Below are 18,875 nucleotides of genomic sequence, written 5' to 3'. Positions count from 1 at the left end.
CGGGTCTGATCTGTGGTGCGTCTGGCGAACTCGTCGTACGGCGGCTGGGAAATCACCCTAGGGCGTGACGCGGGGCCGGTCCCAACCGCTGGCCTCAGGCCTTGCGCCGGACGCGCGGGTCGAGGCGACGGCGGAGGCCGGCCCTGACCCGCGCGTTCAGGACCTTCGTCAGCTCACGCGTGCTCATGTCTTCGACCTGGCGCTTCTTGCGACCGGGCTTGCGGGGCTTGCGAGCCAGCTGGGTCTCCCGGAGAGCCTCCTCCCGGCCGTGGGCATCGGCCTGTTCCATGCCCTTGAGGGCCGAGGTGATGGCGCCGGAGATTCCCTGGACCGCGATGGAGATGGGGATCTGGTCGAACTCCGGAGTCTCGCCGGTGGCCGGGAGCCGACGCAGGTTCTCGAGGTCGCCACTGACGGCGACGCCGGATGCCCTGAGGCGTTCGATGATGCAGTCTGCTTCGACCCGGGCCTGCTCGACAGCCCAAGGAGGCAGTGCGCTCTTGGGTTCATCCGAGTCGGGCCGGCGCTCCTTGAGGATGCGGGCCACCATCCCGTAGCGGATCATCAGCGAGAACTGGGTCCAGGTCAGCCGGTCGCGGTTCTCCTCGATGACCTGCCGCAACAGTTCGGCTTCCGGGGCGGTCAACCCTCGGTTGCTGAAAGCGGGAGTGCGGGTCGAGAGGAACTGGGGCGGAAGGTCGAGGAGCTGTTCGAAAGTGGCGGGCAGCAGTGCCCGGTCCGCCTCGTCGATCACCACGACCCGAATTCGGTCGACGGGGAGAACCTCGCTCCAGCGCTCGACCAGGGTCGCGGTGTCGGCCCACGACCAGAAGCCTCGCGACACCACCGCAGGGCTCTGCCGCTTGAACCCCTTGTCCAGCCACGCGGACAGGTGCCCGGCCTTGCCGTCCCTCAGAACCTGTTGCCAGGTCGACAAAGCGATCGAACCGGGATTCCGGGCGGCGATGAGGACGTGGAGTCTCTCGGGGTCGAGATCTGCGACCGCGCGTGAGATCTCCGCGGGCTCGGACTGCGCGAAGAACTCGCTGCTGACCACCACCCGCCCGGGCGTGTTCCTGACCTTGCGGGCGAAGTTCTCCCATTGCTTCTCGCTCGGGACTTCTTCGGTGTCGTTGGTCCAGCCCGCCGGGTGCTGACGAAGGGCGCGAGCATGGCCGTGGTGGGCACCATGGCGTCCCGGATAGGTCACTGCGTGCTCCAGAAGGTCCTCGCGCGCGGCGGCAAGGATGCCCTGGATCGCGGTGGTGCCGGTCTTGTGCGGGCCGATGTGCAGCAGGACGGCGTCTTCGGGGAGCGGCGGAGTGGGCTGGGACATGCGCTCAAACTACCCGGGGGCCCGGACCGTCACGGAATCCAGTGGGGCGAGGCGCCCGGAATGCAGATCCGCAGAATTGTGAAGAATGCGCGCTGGCATTTTCGGCGACAATTCCTTCGTGCCATGATGCCTTCGATCGAATTTCAATTCACGAGAAAGAGGAATTCATGGCGCAGAAGGTCAACATCATCCTTGTCGATGACATCGACGACAGTGAAGCCTCTGAAACGCTCACTTTCGGCCTCGACGGCGTGAACTACGAGATCGACCTCAATGAAGCGCACGCACAGCAATTGCGCGAAGCCCTCGCGACGTACGTCGGCCACGGTCGCCGGATCTCCGGTCGCCGCAAGTCCGGCAGCACCGTCGCCGCGTCCGGCACGAGCGCCGCCGAGGTGCGGGCCTGGGCCCGCGACAACGGGTACGACGTTCCCGAGCGCGGCCGCATCCCGTCCGACGTCCGCGCCGCCTACGACGCCGCCAACTGACCTGGTGGCCCCTCGACCCGTCGTGATCTCACCCTGGAGGACCTGCTCACGCCGGGTCGAGCGGCATCCTGTTCGCTGAGAGCGGATTACTCGTTGGTCGGGAACACGTAGGGTGGAGCCAGACGTTGGTACCAATGTCCGCGCCCCTCCCGTCCCGGGGTGCTGGTACCTGAGTTTGAGGAGTGCGTACATGTTCGAGCGGTTCACAGACCGAGCCCGTCGGGTGGTCGTGCTTGCCCAGGAAGAGGCACGCATGCTCTCCCACAACTACATCGGGACCGAGCACATCCTGCTCGGCCTCATCCACGAGGGTGAGGGCGTCGCCGCAAAGGCGCTCGAGAGCCTCGACATCTCGCTGGAGGCAGTGCGCGCACAGGTCGAGGAGATCATCGGCCAGGGCCAGCAGGCCCCGAGCGGGCACATCCCCTTCACACCGCGCGCCAAGAAGGTGCTCGAGCTTTCGTTGCGCGAGGCGCTGCAGCTCGGCCACTCCTACATCGGCACCGAGCACATCCTGCTCGGCCTGATCCGTGAGGGTGAGGGCGTCGCCGCCCAGGTGCTGCAGAAGCTCGGCGCCGACCTCAACCGGGTCCGGCAGCAGGTCATCCAGCTGCTCTCCGGCTTCCAGGGCAAGGAGAGCGCGGCCGCTGGCGCGCCGTCCGGCAGCGGGTCCGAGGCCCCGTCGTCCTCGCTGGTCCTCGACCAGTTCGGTCGCAACCTGACCCAGCAGGCCCGCGAGGGCAAGCTCGACCCGGTCGTGGGCCGCGAGCAGGAGATCGAGCGCGTCATGCAGATCCTGTCGCGCCGCACGAAGAACAACCCGGTCCTGATCGGTGAGCCCGGCGTCGGCAAGACCACGATCGTCGAGGGCCTCGCCCAGGACATCGTCAAGGGCAACGTGCCCGAGACGCTCAAGGACAAGCACATCTACACCCTCGACCTGGGTGCCCTGGTCGCCGGTTCGCGCTACCGCGGTGACTTCGAGGAGCGCCTCAAGAAGGTGCTCAAGGAGATCCGCACCCGCGGCGACATCGTGCTGTTCATCGACGAGATCCACACCCTCGTCGGTGCCGGTGCGGCCGAGGGCGCCATCGACGCGGCCTCGATCCTGAAGCCGATGCTGGCCCGTGGCGAGCTGCAGACGATCGGTGCGACCACCCTCGACGAGTACCGCAAGTACCTCGAGAAGGACGCCGCCCTCGAGCGCCGCTTCCAGCCGATCCAGGTCAACGAGCCGTCGATCGCGCACACGATCGAGATGCTCAAGGGCCTGCGCGACCGCTACGAGGCGCACCACCGGGTGACCATCACCGACGAGGCGCTGGTCTCGGCGGCCACGCTCGCCGACCGTTACATCTCCGACCGTTTTCTGCCGGACAAGGCCATCGACCTGATCGACGAGGCCGGTTCCCGGTTGCGCATCCGCCGGATGACCGCCCCGCCGGACCTGCGCAAGTTCGACGAGCAGATCGCCGAGGTGCGCCAGCGCAAGGAAGGCGCCATCGACGGCCAGGACTTCGAGGCCGCTGCCGCCCTCCGCGACGAGGAGAAGCAGCTCATCCTGAAGAAGGCCGACCGCGAGAAGCAGTGGCGCGCCGGTGACATGGACGTCGTCGCGGAGGTCGACGAGGAGCTCATCGCCGAGGTCCTCGCCGTCGCCACCGGCATCCCGATCGTGAAGCTCTCCGAGGAGGAGTCGACCCGGCTGCTCAAGATGGAGGACGAGCTGCACAAGCGCGTCATCGGCCAGGAAGAGGCCGTCAAGGCGCTCTCGCGGGCGATCCGTCGTACCCGTGCCGGCTTGAAGGACCCGAAGCGTCCTGGTGGCTCGTTCATCTTCGCCGGGCCCTCGGGCGTCGGCAAGACGTGGCTGTCCAAGACCCTGGCCGAGTTCCTCTTCGGCGACGAGGACGCGCTGATCCAGCTCGACATGTCGGAGTTCTCCGAGAAGCACACGGTCTCGCGGCTCTTCGGTTCGCCTCCCGGCTACGTCGGCTACGAAGAGGGTGGCCAGCTCACCGAGAAGGTGCGCCGCAAGCCGTTCTCCGTGGTGCTCTTCGACGAGGTCGAGAAGGCCCACCCCGACATCTTCAACTCGCTGTTGCAGATCCTCGAGGAAGGTCGCCTGACCGATTCGCAGGGCCGGGTGGTCGACTTCAAGAACACCGTCATCATCATGACCACCAACCTCGGCACCCGCGACATCTCGAAGGGGGTGAGCCTGGGCTTCGGCAACGCGTCCGACACCCAGGGCACCTACGACAAGATGAAGGCGAAGGTCACGGAGGAGCTCAAGCAGCACTTCCGGCCCGAGTTCCTCAACCGTGTCGACGAGATCGTGGTCTTCCCGCCGCTGTCGCAGGAGCAGATCGTCGCGATGGTCGACAACATGGTGGCCTCGGTCGAGCTTCGCATGAAGGACCGCGACATGTCTCTCGAGCTCACCCAGAACGCGAAGAACCTCCTTGCCGAGCGTGGCTTCGACCCGGTGCTGGGAGCGCGGCCGTTGCGTCGCACGATCCAGCGCGAGATCGAGGACGTGCTCGCCGAGAAGATGTTGTTCGGCGAGGTCGGCCCCGGCCAGATCGTGCTGGTCGACGTCGAGGGCGAAGGCCCCACGGCCACGTTCACGTTCAAGGGCCAGAAGGTCGGCGCGCTGCCCGACAGCCTGCCGCTGGAGCCCGTCGACGTGGTCTCCGGCGACGTGCTCGGTGAGACGACCGAGGGTCCCGACGACAGCGACGGCCCGGTCGACGTGCCCCGCGCCGAGGACTGAGCTCTCACCGACAGTCCCCAACGTCTGGCGCCCTCACCGAGGGAAGGCAGGAGCCGGACGTTGGGGACTGTCGTGCATTTCAGGGGAGGGCGAAGTGGTCGGGCTCGACCCTGACCAGCAGTCCGTCGGCGACCAGGCTGGCCAGCGCCCGGTCGCGTTGCGGCTCGTCGCTCCACACCGCGTCGAGCCGGTGCCGGGGTACGGCGCCCTCGCTGTCACGCACCACGCCCAGCAGCCGGCCCCGCACCTGGCGGTCGGTGCCCGCATAGGTCTGCGTCCGTCGCGCCGGTCCGTCGTACGCCGGGCGCCCCGCGGCCACCCACGCGCAGCGGTCGCTGACCGGACAACGACCGCAGGCCGGGTTGCTCGCCGTACAGACCAGGGCGCCGAGCTCCATCGTGGCGACCGCCCAGGTGGCGGCCGTGGGGGCGTCGTCGGGCAGCAGTGACGTGGCCAGGTCGCGCTCCGCCTTCGTGACCGAGGGAGCGGGGAACTCGACACCGCTGGCCGCCCGGGCCAGCACGCGACGCACGTTCGTGTCGAGCACGACGTGCCGCTGGCCGTGGGCGAACGACGCGATAGCGGCGGCGGTGTAGTCGCCGACACCGGGCAGTGCCAGCAGGTCGTCGTGCGCGGTGGGGACCTCGCCGTCGTGCAGGTCGCGGATCGCCGTGGCCGCGGCGTGCAGCCGCAGGGCGCGACGCGGATAGCCGAGCCGGCCCCAGGCGCGCACCGCCTCGCCGGCGTCGTCGTCGGCCAGGTCGGAGGGTGTCGGCCACCGCTGCATCCACGCCTCGTGCATCGGCAGCACCCGCGCCACCGGCGTCTGCTGCAGCATGAACTCCGAGACCATCACCGACCAGGCGCTGGCGCCGTTGCCACGCCACGGCAGCTCGCGCGCGTGCTCGTCGTACCACTCCAGCAGTGGGTCATGGAGGTCGCTCACGGGCGCATGTTACGTCTCCGGGGCGCGGCGTCGAGTGTTGCTCCCCGGATCGGGGGATCCCGCTGGATACCGTGGGCCCATGAGTGGTGCCACCCGGCCGCGCGGCCCGTTGCCCGCCCGCGTCTACTGGGTGCGGCGCGCCCTGGTGCTCGGCACCGCGTTCCTGCTGATCTTCGGATTCGCGCGTCTGCTCGGGTCGGGCAACGACGGCGACGGAGGGTCCGAAGGGTCCGGCACGCCGGTCGCCGAGCAGGCCGCGGGCGACCCGACGGACCGGCCCTCCGCCGACACGACCCCCACGACGACCGCGAAGCCGAAGAAGACCCGCACACCGCTGCCGCAGCCCGACGGCCCCTGCTCGCCCGACGACATCACCGTCGAGCCCGACCTCGACCGGGTCGCGGCCGACGGCAGCATCGAGATCCCGTTCCTGCTCTCCGGAACCGACGAGGCCTGCACCTTCCAGGTCTCCAACTCCACGATGGTCATCAAGATCACCTCGGGCAGCGACCTGATCTGGACCAGCCAGGAGTGCGCCAAGGTGCCCAGCGAGGACGTCGTCGTCCGCTCGGCCACCTCCACCAGGATCGTGCTGGTCTGGAACGGTCGACGCTCCGACGACGACTGCAGCCGTACGGCGAAGTGGGCCACCGCCGGCTGGTACCACGTCGAGGCCGCGGCGCTCGGTGGCGAGCCGACCTCCGACAAGTTCGAGCTGGTCAACCCGAAGCCCAAGACGGTCTACAAGACCGAGAAGCCGAAGCCGAAGAAGAAGTCGTCGGACAAGACGTCCGAGAAGCCTTCGTCGTCGGCCTCGTCATCGCCATCAGGTGCGGTTGAGCCCAACTAGGGTTCGTTTCTGAGCCAGCACCCGCGGTCCAGGTCTGCTTGCACCTCACCAGGTCTCGACACGCGGGTCACGCCTTCGTTCCTCAGGCCTGCCGCTCGCTCGACCACCATCGTCTGATCCGCTGACGCGTCTCAGACCCGCTGCCGCCTGCTTACACGTATCGCTCGAGGATGCTGGACTCGGCGAGGCGCGAGAGGCCCTCACGCACGCTGCGGGCCCGGAGCTCGCCGACACCCTCGACGGCCTGCAGGTCGTCGATGCCCGCGGAGAGCAGCTTCTGCAGTGTGCCGAAGTGCTCGACCAGGCGGTCGACCACGGCGGGTGGGAGCCGCGGCACCTTGGCCAGCAGCCGGAAGCCACGCGGTGCGACCGCGCCGTCGAGGTGCTCGCTGGCGCTCAGGCCGAGCGCCTTGGCGACCGACGCCGGGTCGACCAGCTCGGTCGGGGAGAGGGTCTCGAGACGGCCGAGGACGTCTTCGGGGCTCTTGGCCCGGCGTCCGGTCGGCAGGTAGTCGCGGATCACCAGCTCGCGCTCGGTGTCGACGCCGGTGATCAGCTCCTCGAGCTGCAGGGAGAGCAGCCGGCCGTCGGTGCCCAGCTCGAGCACGTAGTCCTCGATCTCGCGGGCGATGCGGGTGACCATCTCGAGCCGCTGGGCCACGACCGCCACGTCGCGCACGGTGACGAGGTCCTCGATCTCGAGAGCCGACAGGGTGCTGGACACCTCGTCGAGGCGCAGCTTGTAGCGCTCGAGGGTGGCCAGCGCCTGGTTCGCGCGGGACAGGATCTGCGCGGAGTCCTCGAGGACGTGCCGGGTCTCGCCGACGTACGCCGCGATGATCTGCATCGACTGCGACACCGAGATGACCGGGAACCCCGTCTGCCGGGCGGCCCGGTCGGCGGTGCGGTGCCGGGTGCCGGTCTCCTCGCTGTGGATCGTGTGGTCGGGCATGAGGTGCACGGCGGCGCGGTGGATGCGGGTCAGGTCGGAGTCGACGATGATCGCGCCGTCCATCTTGGCCAGCTCACGGAGACCGGTCGCGGTGAACGGAACGTCGAGGGTGAACCCGCCGGTGGCGATCGACTCGACGGTCTTGTCGTAGCCGATCAGGATCAGGGCGCCGGTGCGGCCGCGCAGGATTCGCTCGAGTCCGTCGCGCAGGGCTGTGCCCGGTGCGATCGACGCGAGGGTGGCGCGCAGGCGCAGGCTGTCCTCGGAGCGTTCGATCATGGCCAGGTGTCCCCGTTCGTGGTTCCGGTCGAATTGCCGTCAGTCTAGGGGAACCCGACACACGCTCGGCATCGACGCGGCGCTCAGTTCACGGGGTCGACCGGCCCGCGGAAGCCCAGGAGCTGGAGCACGGCGCCGATGTCGGGCACGTCGATGACCTCCATGCCGTCGAGGATGCGCGCCTGTGCCTTGCGCTGGGTGCCGCCGCCGGTGCGGTCACTCGGGACGATGGCGTACTTGAAGCCGAGCCGGGCGGCCTCGGCCAGCCGCTGGGGCAGGTCGCGGACGCGGCGCAGCTCGCCGGCCAGCCCCAGCTCGCCCATGGCCACGATGCCCTGCGGTGCCGGGCGGCCGTACGTCGCAGAGGCGAGGCTGATCGCGATGGCCAGGTCGGTGGCCGGCTCGGTCAGCTTGGCGCCGCCGACCGTGGACCCGAAGACGTCCTGCTGGTGGAGCCGGAGGTTGCCGTGCTTCTGGAGGACGGCGAGCACCATAGCGACGCGCGACGAGTCGAGCCCCGACGTCGTGCGCCGCGGCTTGTCGGACGGCGAGGGCGTGACCAGTGACTGCACCTCGGCCAGCATCGGCCGGCGGCCCTCCATGCTGACCGCGACGCAGGTGCCGGCGACCTGCTGGTTGTGGTGCTCGACGAAGAGCCCGCTCGGGTCGGTGACCGCGGTGATGCCACCGGCGGAGAGGTCGAAGCAGCCGACCTCGTCGACCGGGCCGAAGCGGTTCTTCATCGCCCGGAGCATGCGGAAGCGGGAGTTGCGGTCGCCCTCGAAGTGGAGCACGACGTCGACCACGTGCTCGAGGACCCGCGGGCCGGCGATGGTGCCGTCCTTGGTGACGTGACCGACCAGCACTGTGGTGATGTTGCGGGTCTTGGCCACCCGGATCAGCGCCGCGGCGACCTCCTTGACCTGGCTGACCCCGCCCGGCACGCCGTCGACGTCGGAGGCGGCGATGGTCTGCACCGAGTCGATCACCAGCAGCTCGGGACGGACGTCCTCGATGTGGGTGAGCAGGGCGCCGAGGTCGGTCTCGGCGGCGAGGTAGAGCTCGTCGTGCACGGCGTCGGTGCGGTCGGCACGCAGCCGCACCTGGGAGGCCGACTCCTCACCGGTGATGTAGAGCGTGCGGCGCCGACCCTGCGCCGTACGGGCGGCGACCTCGAGGAGGAGCGTCGACTTGCCGACGCCGGGTTCACCGGCGAGCAGGATCGCGGCGCCCGGGACCAGCCCGCCGCCGAGCACCCGGTCGAGCTCGGCCACGCCACTGCTGCGGGTGGTGGACTCCTCGACCGACACCTTGCCGATCGGGACGGCTGCGGTGGTCACCGGTGACGCCTTGGTGGCGCGAACCGGGCCGGCGCCCACCTCGTTGACCGAGCCCCACGCCTGGCACTCGCCGCAACGACCGACCCACTTGCCGGTCTCCCAACCGCACTCGCTGCAGCGGTACGTCGAACGGGCTGCCTTCTTGGTGCTCATGGCTCACAACCTAGGCGACGGCACCGACACCCGGTTCGAGCAGCCGGATCAGCCGGCAGCGCCGGCCAGTCGGTCGAGCACGTCGACGGTGGTGTCCCAGCCGAGGCAGGCGTCGGTCACGCTCTGCCCGCGGGTCAATGCGGCCGGCCCGACGGTGACGTCGAGCTTCTGGGCCCCTTCGACGAGGAACGACTCGAGCATCACCCCGGCGATCGGGGATCCTCCGGCGACCTGATCGGCGAGCTCGGCGGCGACCTCGGCCTGACGCACGTGCGACTTGCCGCTGTTGGCGTGGCTGGCGTCGACGATCAGCCGCGGGTTCAGACCCGCTTCGGCCAGTCGGGCGCTCGCCGCAGCCACGTGGGTGGCGGAGTAGTTGGGTCCGTCGGCCCCGCCGCGCAGGATCAGGTGCGCGTCGGCGTTCCCCTCGGTGGCGACCAGGGCGGCCCGCCCGCGGTCGTCGATGCCCAGGAACGCCTGCGGTACGCCGGACGCGGCGCACGCGTCCAACGCCACCTGCAGGCCCCCGTCGGTCCCGTTCTTGAAGCCGACCGGCATCGAGAGGCCCGAGACGAGCTGGCGGTGGATCTGGCTCTCGGTGGTGCGCGCACCGATCGCGCCCCAGCTGATCAGGTCGGAGAGGTACTGCGGACTGATCGGCTCGAGGAACTCGGTGCCCGTGGGCAGCCCGAGGTCCGTGACGGCGGCGAGGAACTGGCGCGCCGAGCGCAGGCCGGTGGCGATGTCGTGGCTGCCGTCCAGGTGCGGGTCGTTGACCAGGCCCTTCCAGCCGACCGTGGTGCGAGGCTTCTCGAAGTAGGTCCGCATCACGACCAGGAGGCGGTCCGCGTGCCGCGTGGCCTGCTCGGCCAGGCGTGCGGCGTACTCGAGGCCGGCGTCGGTGTCGTGGATCGAGCACGGGCCGACGATGACCAGCAGTCGGTCGTCGACGCCGTCGAGGATCGCGCGGATCTCGTCGCGGCCGCGGGCAACCACGTCGGCGCGTGCGGAGGTCAGCGGGATCTCGTCGGTGATCTCGCGGGGCTCGGGCAGTGCCTCGAAGCGGCGGACCCGCAGGTCCGAGGTGGCGGCACTGGCCTTGATGGTTTCCATGGTGTTCCCGTCCGGTGAGGCGGACCCGGTCAGAGCCCGCCGATGAAATGACGAAAGGGCAGAGATTGCTCTCCGCCCTGTGGCTCTGGTGGGTGTTGGTGCGCGTCAGTTAAGTCGCGGGCCCCTCCAGAGCCAACGCAAAATACGCATACCAACGGGTGTTCATGCCCTGCAGCCTACGACACGTGGTCAACCACGGCCGCGCGGTGGTCGCATCGTGGGCGGCCGCTGCTCGGTGAGGCGGCTTCAGAAGCCGCGGATCCAGAGGTTCACCGCGTAGTCGACCTCGAACCCGTCGTACGTCGAAAGCACGTGCGCGGCGGTCGCAGCGTCGAACTCGATGCGGACGACGGCCTCGAAGTCGGTGCGGTTCGCGAACGACCAGCGGATGTCGAGGGGCTGGCGGGTCCAGCCGCGCTGCGACCAGAACCGCTCGACCGCATCGGGGTCGATCATCGGGTAGCCGCGCCGGAACCAGCCGCCGAACGTGGAACGCGAGGCGTCGTTGTCGATCACGAACGCGGTGCCACCGCGACGCATCACCCGGTCGAGTTCCGCCAACCCCGGCTCGCATCCGGGGCCGAAGAAGTAGGCCCACCTGGCCTGCATCACGTCGACCGACGCGTCGGGGAGCGGGATCTCCTGGGCCGTGCCCTGACGGACCTGCGTGTTGCCCAGTCGGCGGACGCGCCGCCGGGCCATCGAGACCAGGTCGGGGTGCGGCTCCACACCGATGACCTCGCGTGCGGTCTCGGCCCACCGGGCGAGGTGGAAGCCGGTGCCGCAGCCCAGGTCGAGGAACGTGCGCCCGGACCAGTCCGTGGTCGCGCGCATGGCCGACTCGATCACGCCGTCGGGGTCCGCGGCGTGGTTCTCGATCTCGTAGGTCTCCGGGTGGTGCCAGATGTTTGGGCTGGGCACCGCGCCCTGGCTGGGCCTGGTCATCGGCCTGCAGGTCCTGGTCTCGGACTGCGGGCCCTGGTCTCGGACCGCTCTCGGCCTGCGGGTCCTAGTCTCGGACTGCGGGCCCTGGTCTCGGACCGCTCTCGGCCTGCGGGTCCTGGTCTCGACGCGCTCGCGTGACTTCGTTCCTCAGTCACGTCGCTTGCTCGACCTGGTCGGCCCCACGCCCGGCGCTCGTTCCTCGCGTCGGGCTGGCCGACTCAGATGCGGACGAGGCCGTTGGGGGTCTGGAACTGGGCGGCGATCACGCCGGGGGTGCCGTGCGGGGCGACCCATTCGACCTTGACGTCCTCGAGCGGAGCCTCGACGGTCTCGCCGAGCCACTCGCTCACGCGGTGCGGGTCGCCGGCGATCTCCAGGCAGGCAAGGGAGAAGTCGGCATTCGCGCCGTTGCTCGGGTGGTCCTCGGCAGGCGAGAGCCACTGCACGAAGAACGGCAGCTGCGGGTCGGAGATCAGGCCGTTGATGCCGATCTGCTTCCACGACAGGGCCTTGCCGTCGGGGCGGTGCCGCGAGCCGTCGACGGCGGCGCGACCGAGGCGCTGTTCGACAGGTGCGATGTCGTCGACTGCGACGACCCAGCCGAGCCAGCCACCGCCGAGGGCGGAGCGGGCACGGACGGCCTGGCCGAACGGAGCCTTGTCGGAGGCCGGGTGGTCGAGGACCTCCACGATCTCCAGGTAGGTGTTCTCAGCGAGCGGGAGGATGCGGTTCCGGGTGCCGAAGCGGGGGTGGATACCGCCATCGGTGAACTCCTTGCCGAGCAGTTCCCCGAGCCGCTGAGCTGTGGCGGCGAGACCGTCGGGTCCGGCCGCGAAAGAGAGATGGTCCAGGCGCATGCCCAGCATTCTGGTCTCTCGATGATCCGTACGTCACATCGGGGGTGCTGTCTCTTGACGTCGAGACTGTTGTCGTGGAAGTGATCCGGCGGGTGGGTCAGCGCGGATCGGCGGGGTGGATCGCAAGCAGGGAACGCGATCGCAGGTGGTGCTCGCAGTGACGCGCCAGCTCGTCGTACGCCGGTTGCCCCATCAGCTCCACGAGCTCGGCGGCGTTCGTGACGTAGAACGGCTCCATCGCGACGTGCGCCTCGGTGTTGCCCGTGCAGTACCAGTCGAGGTCGTGACCTCCCGCGCCCCAGCCGCGGCGGTCGTACTCGGTCACGGTGACCTCGCTGTACGTCGACCCGTCCGGGCGTTCGACGTCGCGGTAGGTGCGCCGGATCGGCAGCTGCCAGCACACGTCGGGCTTGGTCTCCAGCGGGTTGCGTCCCTGGGCGAGGGCCAGTCCGTGCAGGGCGCAGCCGGCGCCGACCGTCCAGTTCTCCGTCGAGAAGTCGGCACGGTTGTGGAAGACGCACGCGTTCTGGCCGTCGACCTCGATGGCCAGCGTCTTGCGTGCGCCCTCGTCGTCCTTCTCGATCCAGTCCTTCTTGCGCACCTTGCGGCCCGGGTGGAACTGCCACGTGGTCTCGTCGAGCTGGTCGACGTACGCCGCGACGCGGTTCTCGTCGTCCTTGTCGGAGAAGTGCGCGCCGAGCGTGCAGCAGCCGACGTCGGGGGAGTCGCGATAGATGCCGGAACAGCCGGATCCGAAGATGCAGGTGTAGTTCGAGGTCAGCCACGTGAGGTCGCAGCGGAAGACCTGGTCGGCGTCGCCGGGATCGGGGAACTCGACCCATGCGCGCGGAAAGTCGAGGGGCACTTCGGGCACGCGGCAACCATACGTGGCGGACGGGGATACCGTGGTGCCATGAGGCTGGGAGTGCTCGACATCGGTTCCAACACGGGTCATCTGCTCGTCGTGGATGCCCACGGTGGTGCTGCGCCGTTGCCGGCCTACTCCTACAAGGAGCCCCTGCGGCTGGCCGAGCACCTCGACGACGAGGGTGCGGTGTCGCAGGCCGGCATTGACGCGCTGACCGAGTTCTGCCGGCAGGCGCTGGTCGTCGCCGAGGACAAGGGCTGCGAGGAGATGCTCGGCTTCGCCACGTCCGCGGTGCGCGACGCGGGCAACTCGGACGCCGTCCTCGAGCACGTCCGCGAGGTCACCGGTGTCGACCTCGAGGTGCTGCCCGGAGAGGACGAGGCGCGCCTGACCTTCCTCGCCGTACGCCGCTGGTTCGGCTGGTCTGCCGGGCGGCTGGCCGTCTTCGACATCGGCGGCGGCTCGCTCGAGATCGCCGGCGGCCAGGACGAGGCGCCCGACGTGGCCTGGTCGTTGCCCCTGGGGGCGGCGCGGCTGGCCAAGGACTGGTTCGGCTCCGGTGTGCCCGACGAGGAGGGCATCCGCGCCCTGCGCCGCCAGATCCGCGCGGAGATCGCGCGCGACGCCGGCAACCTGCTGCGCGCCGGCGCGCCCGACCGTGCCGCGGCCACCTCGAAGACGTTCCGTTCGCTGGCCCGCATCTGCGGCGCCGCGCCGTCCGGCGACGGTCCGCTCGTGCCGCGCCAGCTGCCGGCCGCGGCCCTGGCCGAGTGGCTGCCCAAGCTGATCGCGATGTCGCCCGAAGAGCTCGCGGTGCTGCCCGGTGTTTCGCCGAGCCGCAGCCACCAGATCGTTCCCGGCGCGCTGGTGGCGGAGGCGGTGCTCGACATCTTCGACCTCCCCGCGCTGGAGGTCTGCCCGTGGGCGCTTCGTGAGGGCGTGATCCTCGAACGCTTCGACCAGATCAGCGTGCTCGAGGGCGTCTGGCCCGGTGGAACCAGTCTGAGGTGACTTCCCTCGTCGGTCTCTCCACGGCCTCGGTCTATCCCGAGTCGACGGCGCACGCCTTCACCTACGCGGCGAAGCTGGGCTACGACGCGGTCGAGGTGATGGTCGGCATCGACGCGCTGAGCCAGCAGACCTCCGCGATCAAGCAGCTCTCGGAGCACCACGCGATCCCGGTGTGCGCGGTGCATGCGCCGTGCCTGCTGATCACCCAGCGGGTCTGGGGATCCGACCCCTGGGGCAAGCTCGAGCGCTCGGCCGAGATGGCGAGCGAGGTCGGCGCCGACGTGGTCGTCGTACACCCCCCGTTCCGGTGGCAGAAGGACTACGCCCGCGAGTTCATCTGGGGCATCGAGGGGTTGGAGCAGTCGACCGGCATCGCGTTCGCCGTGGAGAACATGTACCCGTGGCGGGCCACGTCGCGGCGGGGCGTCGAGGTCTACCTGCCCGGGTGGGACCCGTCGGAGGAGGACTACGCAAACACCACGCTCGACCTCTCGCACGCCGCGACCGCGCAGTCCGACCCGCTGGCGATGGCCAAGAGGCTGGGCCCGCGCCTGCGGCACCTGCACCTGACCGACGGCAGCGGGACACCCAAGGACGAGCACCTCGTGCCGGGCCGGGGCAACCAGCCGGCAGCCGAGCTGCTGGGCCACCTCGCCGAGGTCGGGTTCGAGGGGCACATCGTGGTCGAGATCAACACCCGGCGCTCGGGCACCTCCTCGGCCCGCACCACCGACCTGGCCGAGTCGCTGCAGTTCGCCCGGGACCATTTCGTCACGAAGCTGCCACGATGAGCTCCGCGCGTCGGGCCGGACGACGGCCCGGCTCTCCCGACACCCGTGCCGCGATCCTCGACGCCGCACGGCAGCTCTTCGGCACCCGGGGCTTCGCCGGTACGTCGGTGCGCGCGATCGCCCAGTCCGCCGGCGTCGACCCGGCCCTGGTGCACCACTACTTCGGCACCAAGGACGCGCTGTTCCTGGCCGCGTTGCGGTTTCCGGTCGACCCGCGGGTGCTGTTGGCCCCCGCGATCGCCGAGGGGCCCAAGGGTGCGGGCGAGCGGATGCTGCGGGTCTTCCTTTCCGTCTGGGACGACCCGGCCCTGCAGCTGCCGTTGTTGGGACTGGTGCGCAGCATCGCCGAGCCAGACGGCCAGGTGCTGCTGCGCGAGGGCTTTCTCAAGGTCGTGATCGGACCGGTCGGCGTGGCGCTGGGCATCGACGAGCCGGAGCGTCGAATGCCGCTGGTCGCCAGCCAGGTGCTCGGGCTGATCATGGTGCGGTACCTCTTGAAGGTCGAGCCGCTGGCCTCGATGTCGCCCGACGAAGTGGTGGCGATCTACGCGCCCACCCTCCAGCGCTACCTCACGGGCGAGCTTCCCTGAGCTCCGAAGAACTCACGACGGGTCGGAGGCGCGGTCCTCACCGGCTGGCCGGCTGGGTCGCTCGCTGAAGCGCCGATGTCCGAGAGCCTCGGCGGACCGTTCAACATGCAGTTCGCGCCAAGGCCCGCGAACGTGAGCGTGCGTCGTACGACGTACTGGCCGAACTGCATGTTCGACGGTCCGTTCGTCTCGGGTCACAGTGTGAAGAACTCGCGAGGGGTGGGTTGTCATCCGGACGACTCGGGAGCATAATTCATCACATGATGAATAACGCGGTGGAGGTGCGCGGGCTTGCAGTGGTCCGCGGCGCCAAGGAGGTCCTCCACGGGCTCGACTTCACGATCCCCGTGGGCCAGGTGACCGGACTGCTCGGCCCGTCGGGCTGCGGCAAGTCCACGTTGATGCGCGTGCTCGTCGGCGTGCAAGCGGGGGTGAGGGGCGAGGTCACGGTGTTCGGCGCGCGGGCCGGGTCCCGCGCCCTGCGCGACCGGATCGGCTACGTCACCCAGGCCGCGAGCGTGTACGACGACCTCAGCGTGCGCGAGAACCTGCGCTTCTTCGCCAAGGTGCTCGGCGTCGGCGCCGACCACGTGGACCGCGTCATCGAGTCGGTCGACCTCGGGTCGCACGCCGACGCGGTCGTCGGCAACCTCAGTGGCGGCCAGCGCTCCCGGGCCAGCCTGGCCGTGGCGTTGCTCGGCACCCCCGACCTGTTGGTGCTCGACGAACCGACGGTCGGCCTCGACCCGGTGCTGCGCGAGGACCTCTGGGCGATGTTCCACCGCCTCGCCGACGACGGTGCGGCGGTGCTGGTCTCGAGCCACGTGATGGACGAGGCCGAGCGCTGCGACCGACTCCTCTTGATGCGCGACGGCGTCTTCATCGCCGACGGAACGCCCGACGAGATCCGAGCGAAGGCCGGTGCCGACGACATCGAGCAGGCCTTCCTGACCATCGTGAGGGGTGCGGCATGACCCCCCGGATCACGTTCGCCGTGGCCGGCCGGGTGCTCACCCAGATCCGCCGCGACCACCGCACCCTGGCCATGCTGCTGGTGCTGCCCTGCCTGCTGATGTCCCTGCTGTGGTGGATGTTCGACGACCTGCCCGGCAACACCTTCGACCGGCTCGGTCCCGCGCTGCTGGCGATGTTCCCCTTCATCATCATGTTCCTGGTCACCAGCGTCACCACGCTGCGCGAGCGCACCAGCGGCACGCTCGAGCGGCTGCTGTCGATGCCGATGGGCAAGGGCGACTTCCTGGTCGGCTACGCCCTGGCGTTCGGTGCGATCGCCACCGTGCAGTCGATCCTCGCGGTGGTGCTCAGCGTGGGGCTGCTCGGGCTCGACGTCGAGGGACCGGTCTGGTTGCTCACCGTCGTCGCGGTGGCCGACGCCGTGCTCGGCACCGCGCTCGGCCTCTTCGTCAGTGCCTTCGCGCAGACCGAGTTCCAGGCCGTGCAGTTCATGCCACTGCTGGTGATCCCGCAGATCCTGCTGTGCGGCCTGTTCGTGGCGCGCGAGCTCCTGCCCGACGTGCTCGGCGTGATCAGTGACGTCCTGCCGCTCTCCTACGCGGTCGACGCGATGAGCACCCTGACCACGACCACCGAGACCGGCGACGTGTGGGGCGACCTGGCCGTGGTCGTCGGCTTCGCGCTGGCCGCCCTGGCGCTCGGTGCGGCCACGCTGCGTCGACGTACGACCTGAGCGGACGTAAGGGTCATTCACCCGGAGTGGTCGGCACACCCGACTGGGTTCTGCGGGGACTTTCAGCGTAGCCTTGGTCACATGTCCTTGTTGCGTGAACCGCTGCTGCTCCTTGCCCGGAGCGAGCGCGTGAAGAAGCTGGTCAGCACCCTGCCCGTGTCGTCGGGGATCGTGCACGGTTACGTCCCCGGTGAGTCCAACGAAGAGGCCGTCGACGCGACGGCCACCTTGGTCGAGGACGGCCTGACCGTCACGCTCGACTTCCTCGGCGAGGACACCCTCGACGCGGCCCAGGCCGACGCCACCGTCGAGGCCTACCTCGACCTGCTCGGCCAGCTGTCGGCCCGAGGCCTGGCCCGCAAGGCCGAGGTCTCGGTCAAGCTCAGCGCGATCGGCCAGGCGCTGCCGAGCATCGGCCACAAGACCGCGCTCGAGAACGCCCGCACCATCTGCCGGGCCGCGCGCAACGCCGGCACCACGGTCACCCTCGACATGGAGGACCACACCACCACCGACGCGACGCTGGCGATCCTGGCCGAGCTGCGCCAGGACTTCCCCGAGACCGGCGCCGTGCTGCAGGCCTACCTGCACCGCACCGAGGAGGACTGCCGCGCGCTGGCCCACCAGGGCTCGCGGGTGCGACTGTGCAAGGGCGCCTACAACGAGCCCGAGTCGGTCGCCTTCCAGGACAAGCTCGACGTCGACAAGTCCTACGTGCGCTGCCTCAAGGTGCTGCTGCGCGGCAGCGGCTACCCGATGATCGCCACGCACGACCCGCGCATGGTCGCGATCGCGTCGTCGATCGCCGCCGATGCCGGTCGCGACAAGGGCACCTACGAGTTCCAGATGCTCTACGGCATTCGTCCCGAGGAGCAGAAGCGACTGGCGGCGTCCGGAGAGACGGTGCGGGTCTACCTGCCCTACGGCCAGGAGTGGTACGGCTACCTCATGAGACGTCTCGCCGAGCGACCGCAGAACCTGTCATTCTTCGTGAAGTCCTTGGTCTCCAAGAAGTAGTCACAGAAGGGGTGGACCGCGTGGCACAGACCGCCATCATCGGCGCCGGCGTCATGGGCGAGAGCCTCCTGTCCGGAATGCTGCGGGCCGGTGCTGCCCCGGACACCCTCCTGGTCGGTGAGAAGCGTGCCGTCCGGGCCGGTGAGCTCGAGGACCGGTACGGCGTCACCGTGGTCTCCAACGTCGAGGCCGCGCAGAAGGCCGACACCCTCGCCCTGGTGGTCAAGCCGCAGGACATGGGCGCCGTGCTCGAGGAGATCGAGCCGCACCTCCGCCCCGGCCAGCTGATCGTCTCGCTGGCTGCCGGCATCACCACCGCGTTCATCGAGTCCCGCATCCCCGACGGCGTGGCAGTGGTCCGCGTCATGCCGAACACGCCCGCCCTGGTCGACGAGGGGATGGCCGCGATCTCGCCCGGCTCGCACTGCGACGAGGAGCACCTCGCCGAGGCCGAGCAGCTGCTGGGTGCCACCGGTCACGTGATGCGCCTCGACGAGAAGCACCTCGACGCGGTCACCGCGATCTCCGGGTCCGGCCCGGCCTACGTCTTCTACGTCGTCGAGTCGATGATCGAGGCGGGAGTGCACCTCGGCCTGCCGCGTGCCACCGCCACCGAGCTGGTCATCCAGACCGTCGTCGGCTCGGCGAAGATGCTCCGCGAGACCGGCACCCACCCGACCGTCCTGCGCGAGCAGGTCACCTCACCGGCCGGCACGACCGCCGCCGCGATCCGCGAGCTCGAGGTGCACAAGGTGCGTGCCGCGTTCCTCTCCGCCATGGAGGCCGCCCGCAACCGCTCCCAGGCCCTCGCCGAGGGTTCCTGACGTCCTTCCCTGTCGCGAACCGTGGATTCTT

General features: G+C 69.7%; 18 protein-coding genes. 10 read left to right on the top strand and 8 right to left on the bottom strand.

Annotated features, from left to right (window positions below; all coding sequences use genetic code 11):
- Positions 1–94 precede the first annotated feature (94 nt).
- Positions 95–1,336 carry a sulfotransferase family protein gene (locus ASD66_RS05780; protein ID WP_056890275.1) on the bottom strand — a complete coding sequence of 414 codons (1,242 nt, stop codon included), beginning with the start codon at positions 1,334–1,336 and terminating at the stop codon, positions 95–97.
- 167 nt (positions 1,337–1,503) lie between these two features.
- Here ASD66_RS05780 and ASD66_RS05775 point away from each other — a divergent pair, with 167 nt between their 5' ends.
- Positions 1,504–1,824 (top strand): histone-like nucleoid-structuring protein Lsr2, encoded by a 321-nt coding sequence (locus ASD66_RS05775; RefSeq protein ID WP_056688734.1) that lies wholly within the window; start codon positions 1,504–1,506, stop codon positions 1,822–1,824.
- Between the two features lie 190 nt (positions 1,825–2,014).
- Positions 2,015–4,600, top strand: a complete 2,586-nt coding sequence (locus tag ASD66_RS05770; protein ID WP_056890274.1) for an ATP-dependent Clp protease ATP-binding subunit — start codon at positions 2,015–2,017, stop codon at positions 4,598–4,600.
- Between the two features lie 79 nt (positions 4,601–4,679).
- Here the strand turns inward: ASD66_RS05770 and ASD66_RS05765 are convergent, their stop codons facing one another.
- Positions 4,680–5,546 carry an A/G-specific adenine glycosylase gene (locus ASD66_RS05765; RefSeq protein ID WP_056688727.1) on the bottom strand — a complete coding sequence of 289 codons (867 nt, stop codon included), beginning with the start codon at positions 5,544–5,546 and terminating at the stop codon, positions 4,680–4,682.
- 79 nt (positions 5,547–5,625) lie between these two features.
- Here ASD66_RS05765 and ASD66_RS05760 point away from each other — a divergent pair, with 79 nt between their 5' ends.
- A complete protein-coding gene (locus ASD66_RS05760; protein WP_056890273.1) occupies positions 5,626–6,396 on the top strand; it encodes a hypothetical protein in 771 nt (256 codons plus the stop codon).
- Between the two features lie 151 nt (positions 6,397–6,547).
- Here ASD66_RS05760 and disA read toward each other — a convergent pair whose 3' ends face one another.
- The 6 genes from disA to ASD66_RS05730 all read right to left on the bottom strand — a co-directional run bounded on the left by disA (position 6,548) and on the right by ASD66_RS05730 (position 12,909).
- Positions 6,548–7,627, bottom strand: a complete 1,080-nt coding sequence (gene disA / locus ASD66_RS05755; RefSeq protein ID WP_056688722.1) for a DNA integrity scanning diadenylate cyclase DisA — start codon at positions 7,625–7,627, stop codon at positions 6,548–6,550.
- An 83-nt stretch (positions 7,628–7,710) separates the two neighbouring features.
- Complete coding sequence (radA, locus tag ASD66_RS05750; protein WP_056688719.1) at positions 7,711–9,120, bottom strand: DNA repair protein RadA; 1,410 nt, start codon at positions 9,118–9,120, stop codon at positions 7,711–7,713.
- Between the two features lie 48 nt (positions 9,121–9,168).
- Positions 9,169–10,233: a 3-deoxy-7-phosphoheptulonate synthase gene (locus tag ASD66_RS05745; RefSeq protein WP_156388546.1), complete on the bottom strand. Its 1,065-nt coding sequence runs from the start codon at positions 10,231–10,233 to the stop codon at positions 9,169–9,171.
- A gap of 246 nt (positions 10,234–10,479) precedes the next feature.
- Positions 10,480–11,178: a class I SAM-dependent methyltransferase gene (locus ASD66_RS05740; RefSeq protein WP_056688714.1), complete on the bottom strand. Its 699-nt coding sequence runs from the start codon at positions 11,176–11,178 to the stop codon at positions 10,480–10,482.
- A 218-nt stretch (positions 11,179–11,396) separates the two neighbouring features.
- Positions 11,397–12,035 carry a VOC family protein gene (locus ASD66_RS05735; protein ID WP_056688968.1) on the bottom strand — a complete coding sequence of 213 codons (639 nt, stop codon included), beginning with the start codon at positions 12,033–12,035 and terminating at the stop codon, positions 11,397–11,399.
- A 97-nt stretch (positions 12,036–12,132) separates the two neighbouring features.
- A complete protein-coding gene (locus ASD66_RS05730; protein ID WP_056688711.1) occupies positions 12,133–12,909 on the bottom strand; it encodes a hypothetical protein in 777 nt (258 codons plus the stop codon).
- A 39-nt stretch (positions 12,910–12,948) separates the two neighbouring features.
- On the opposite strand from ASD66_RS05730, the gene ASD66_RS05725 reads away from it, so the two are divergent.
- The 7 genes from ASD66_RS05725 (at position 12,949) to proC (ending at position 18,844) form a co-directional block, all read left to right on the top strand.
- Positions 12,949–13,914 (top strand): Ppx/GppA phosphatase family protein, encoded by a 966-nt coding sequence (locus tag ASD66_RS05725; protein WP_056890272.1) that lies wholly within the window; start codon positions 12,949–12,951, stop codon positions 13,912–13,914.
- A complete protein-coding gene (locus tag ASD66_RS05720) occupies positions 13,911–14,705 on the top strand; it encodes a sugar phosphate isomerase/epimerase family protein (RefSeq protein ID WP_056688705.1) in 795 nt (264 codons plus the stop codon). The genes ASD66_RS05725 and ASD66_RS05720 overlap by 4 nt, the downstream gene beginning before the upstream one ends.
- On the top strand, positions 14,702–15,295 hold the full coding sequence (locus ASD66_RS05715; RefSeq protein ID WP_056688703.1) for a TetR family transcriptional regulator: 594 nt from the start codon (positions 14,702–14,704) through the stop codon (positions 15,293–15,295). The genes ASD66_RS05720 and ASD66_RS05715 overlap by 4 nt, the downstream gene beginning before the upstream one ends.
- Positions 15,296–15,555: 260 nt before the next feature.
- Positions 15,556–16,269, top strand: coding sequence for an ABC transporter ATP-binding protein (locus ASD66_RS05710; RefSeq protein WP_056890271.1), 714 nt, complete (start codon positions 15,556–15,558; stop codon positions 16,267–16,269).
- Complete coding sequence (locus ASD66_RS05705) at positions 16,266–17,003, top strand: ABC transporter permease (RefSeq protein ID WP_056890270.1); 738 nt, start codon at positions 16,266–16,268, stop codon at positions 17,001–17,003. Before ASD66_RS05710 ends, ASD66_RS05705 begins: the two co-directional genes overlap by 4 nt.
- Positions 17,004–17,090: 87 nt before the next feature.
- Complete coding sequence (locus ASD66_RS05700; protein ID WP_056890581.1) at positions 17,091–18,020, top strand: proline dehydrogenase family protein; 930 nt, start codon at positions 17,091–17,093, stop codon at positions 18,018–18,020.
- Positions 18,021–18,040: 20 nt separating this feature from the next.
- Positions 18,041–18,844 carry a pyrroline-5-carboxylate reductase gene (proC, locus tag ASD66_RS05695; protein WP_082599389.1) on the top strand — a complete coding sequence of 268 codons (804 nt, stop codon included), beginning with the start codon at positions 18,041–18,043 and terminating at the stop codon, positions 18,842–18,844.
- The last annotated feature ends 31 nt before the right edge of the window (positions 18,845–18,875 follow it).

It is taken from the genome of Nocardioides sp. Root151 (assembly GCF_001427925.1).
Lineage (GTDB): Bacteria > Actinomycetota > Actinomycetes > Propionibacteriales > Nocardioidaceae > Nocardioides.
Note: the sequence above shows the minus strand (reverse complement) of the source record. Positions and strands in the feature narration are given on the sequence as shown.

Excerpts from the sequence above, each read along its gene's own strand:
- ASD66_RS05780 (WP_056890275.1), bottom strand. The coding sequence starts at position 1,336 with ATGTCCCAGCCCACTCCGCCGCTCCCCGAAGACGCCGTCCTGCTGCAC.
- ASD66_RS05740 (WP_056688714.1), bottom strand. The coding sequence starts at position 11,178 with ATGACCAGGCCCAGCCAGGGCGCGGTGCCCAGCCCAAACATCTGGCAC.
- ASD66_RS05705 (WP_056890270.1), top strand. The coding sequence starts at position 16,266 with ATGACCCCCCGGATCACGTTCGCCGTGGCCGGCCGGGTGCTCACCCAG.
- ASD66_RS05715 (WP_056688703.1), top strand. The coding sequence starts at position 14,702 with ATGAGCTCCGCGCGTCGGGCCGGACGACGGCCCGGCTCTCCCGACACC.
- ASD66_RS05710 (WP_056890271.1), top strand. The coding sequence starts at position 15,556 with ATGATGAATAACGCGGTGGAGGTGCGCGGGCTTGCAGTGGTCCGCGGC.
- ASD66_RS05745 (WP_156388546.1), bottom strand. The coding sequence starts at position 10,233 with ATGGAAACCATCAAGGCCAGTGCCGCCACCTCGGACCTGCGGGTCCGC.
- ASD66_RS05725 (WP_056890272.1), top strand. The coding sequence starts at position 12,949 with ATGAGGCTGGGAGTGCTCGACATCGGTTCCAACACGGGTCATCTGCTC.
- ASD66_RS05770 (WP_056890274.1), top strand. The coding sequence starts at position 2,015 with ATGTTCGAGCGGTTCACAGACCGAGCCCGTCGGGTGGTCGTGCTTGCC.
- ASD66_RS05775 (WP_056688734.1), top strand. The coding sequence starts at position 1,504 with ATGGCGCAGAAGGTCAACATCATCCTTGTCGATGACATCGACGACAGT.
- ASD66_RS05735 (WP_056688968.1), bottom strand. The coding sequence starts at position 12,035 with ATGCGCCTGGACCATCTCTCTTTCGCGGCCGGACCCGACGGTCTCGCC.
- ASD66_RS05760 (WP_056890273.1), top strand. The coding sequence starts at position 5,626 with ATGAGTGGTGCCACCCGGCCGCGCGGCCCGTTGCCCGCCCGCGTCTAC.
- disA (WP_056688722.1), bottom strand. The coding sequence starts at position 7,627 with ATGATCGAACGCTCCGAGGACAGCCTGCGCCTGCGCGCCACCCTCGCG.
- radA (WP_056688719.1), bottom strand. The coding sequence starts at position 9,120 with ATGAGCACCAAGAAGGCAGCCCGTTCGACGTACCGCTGCAGCGAGTGC.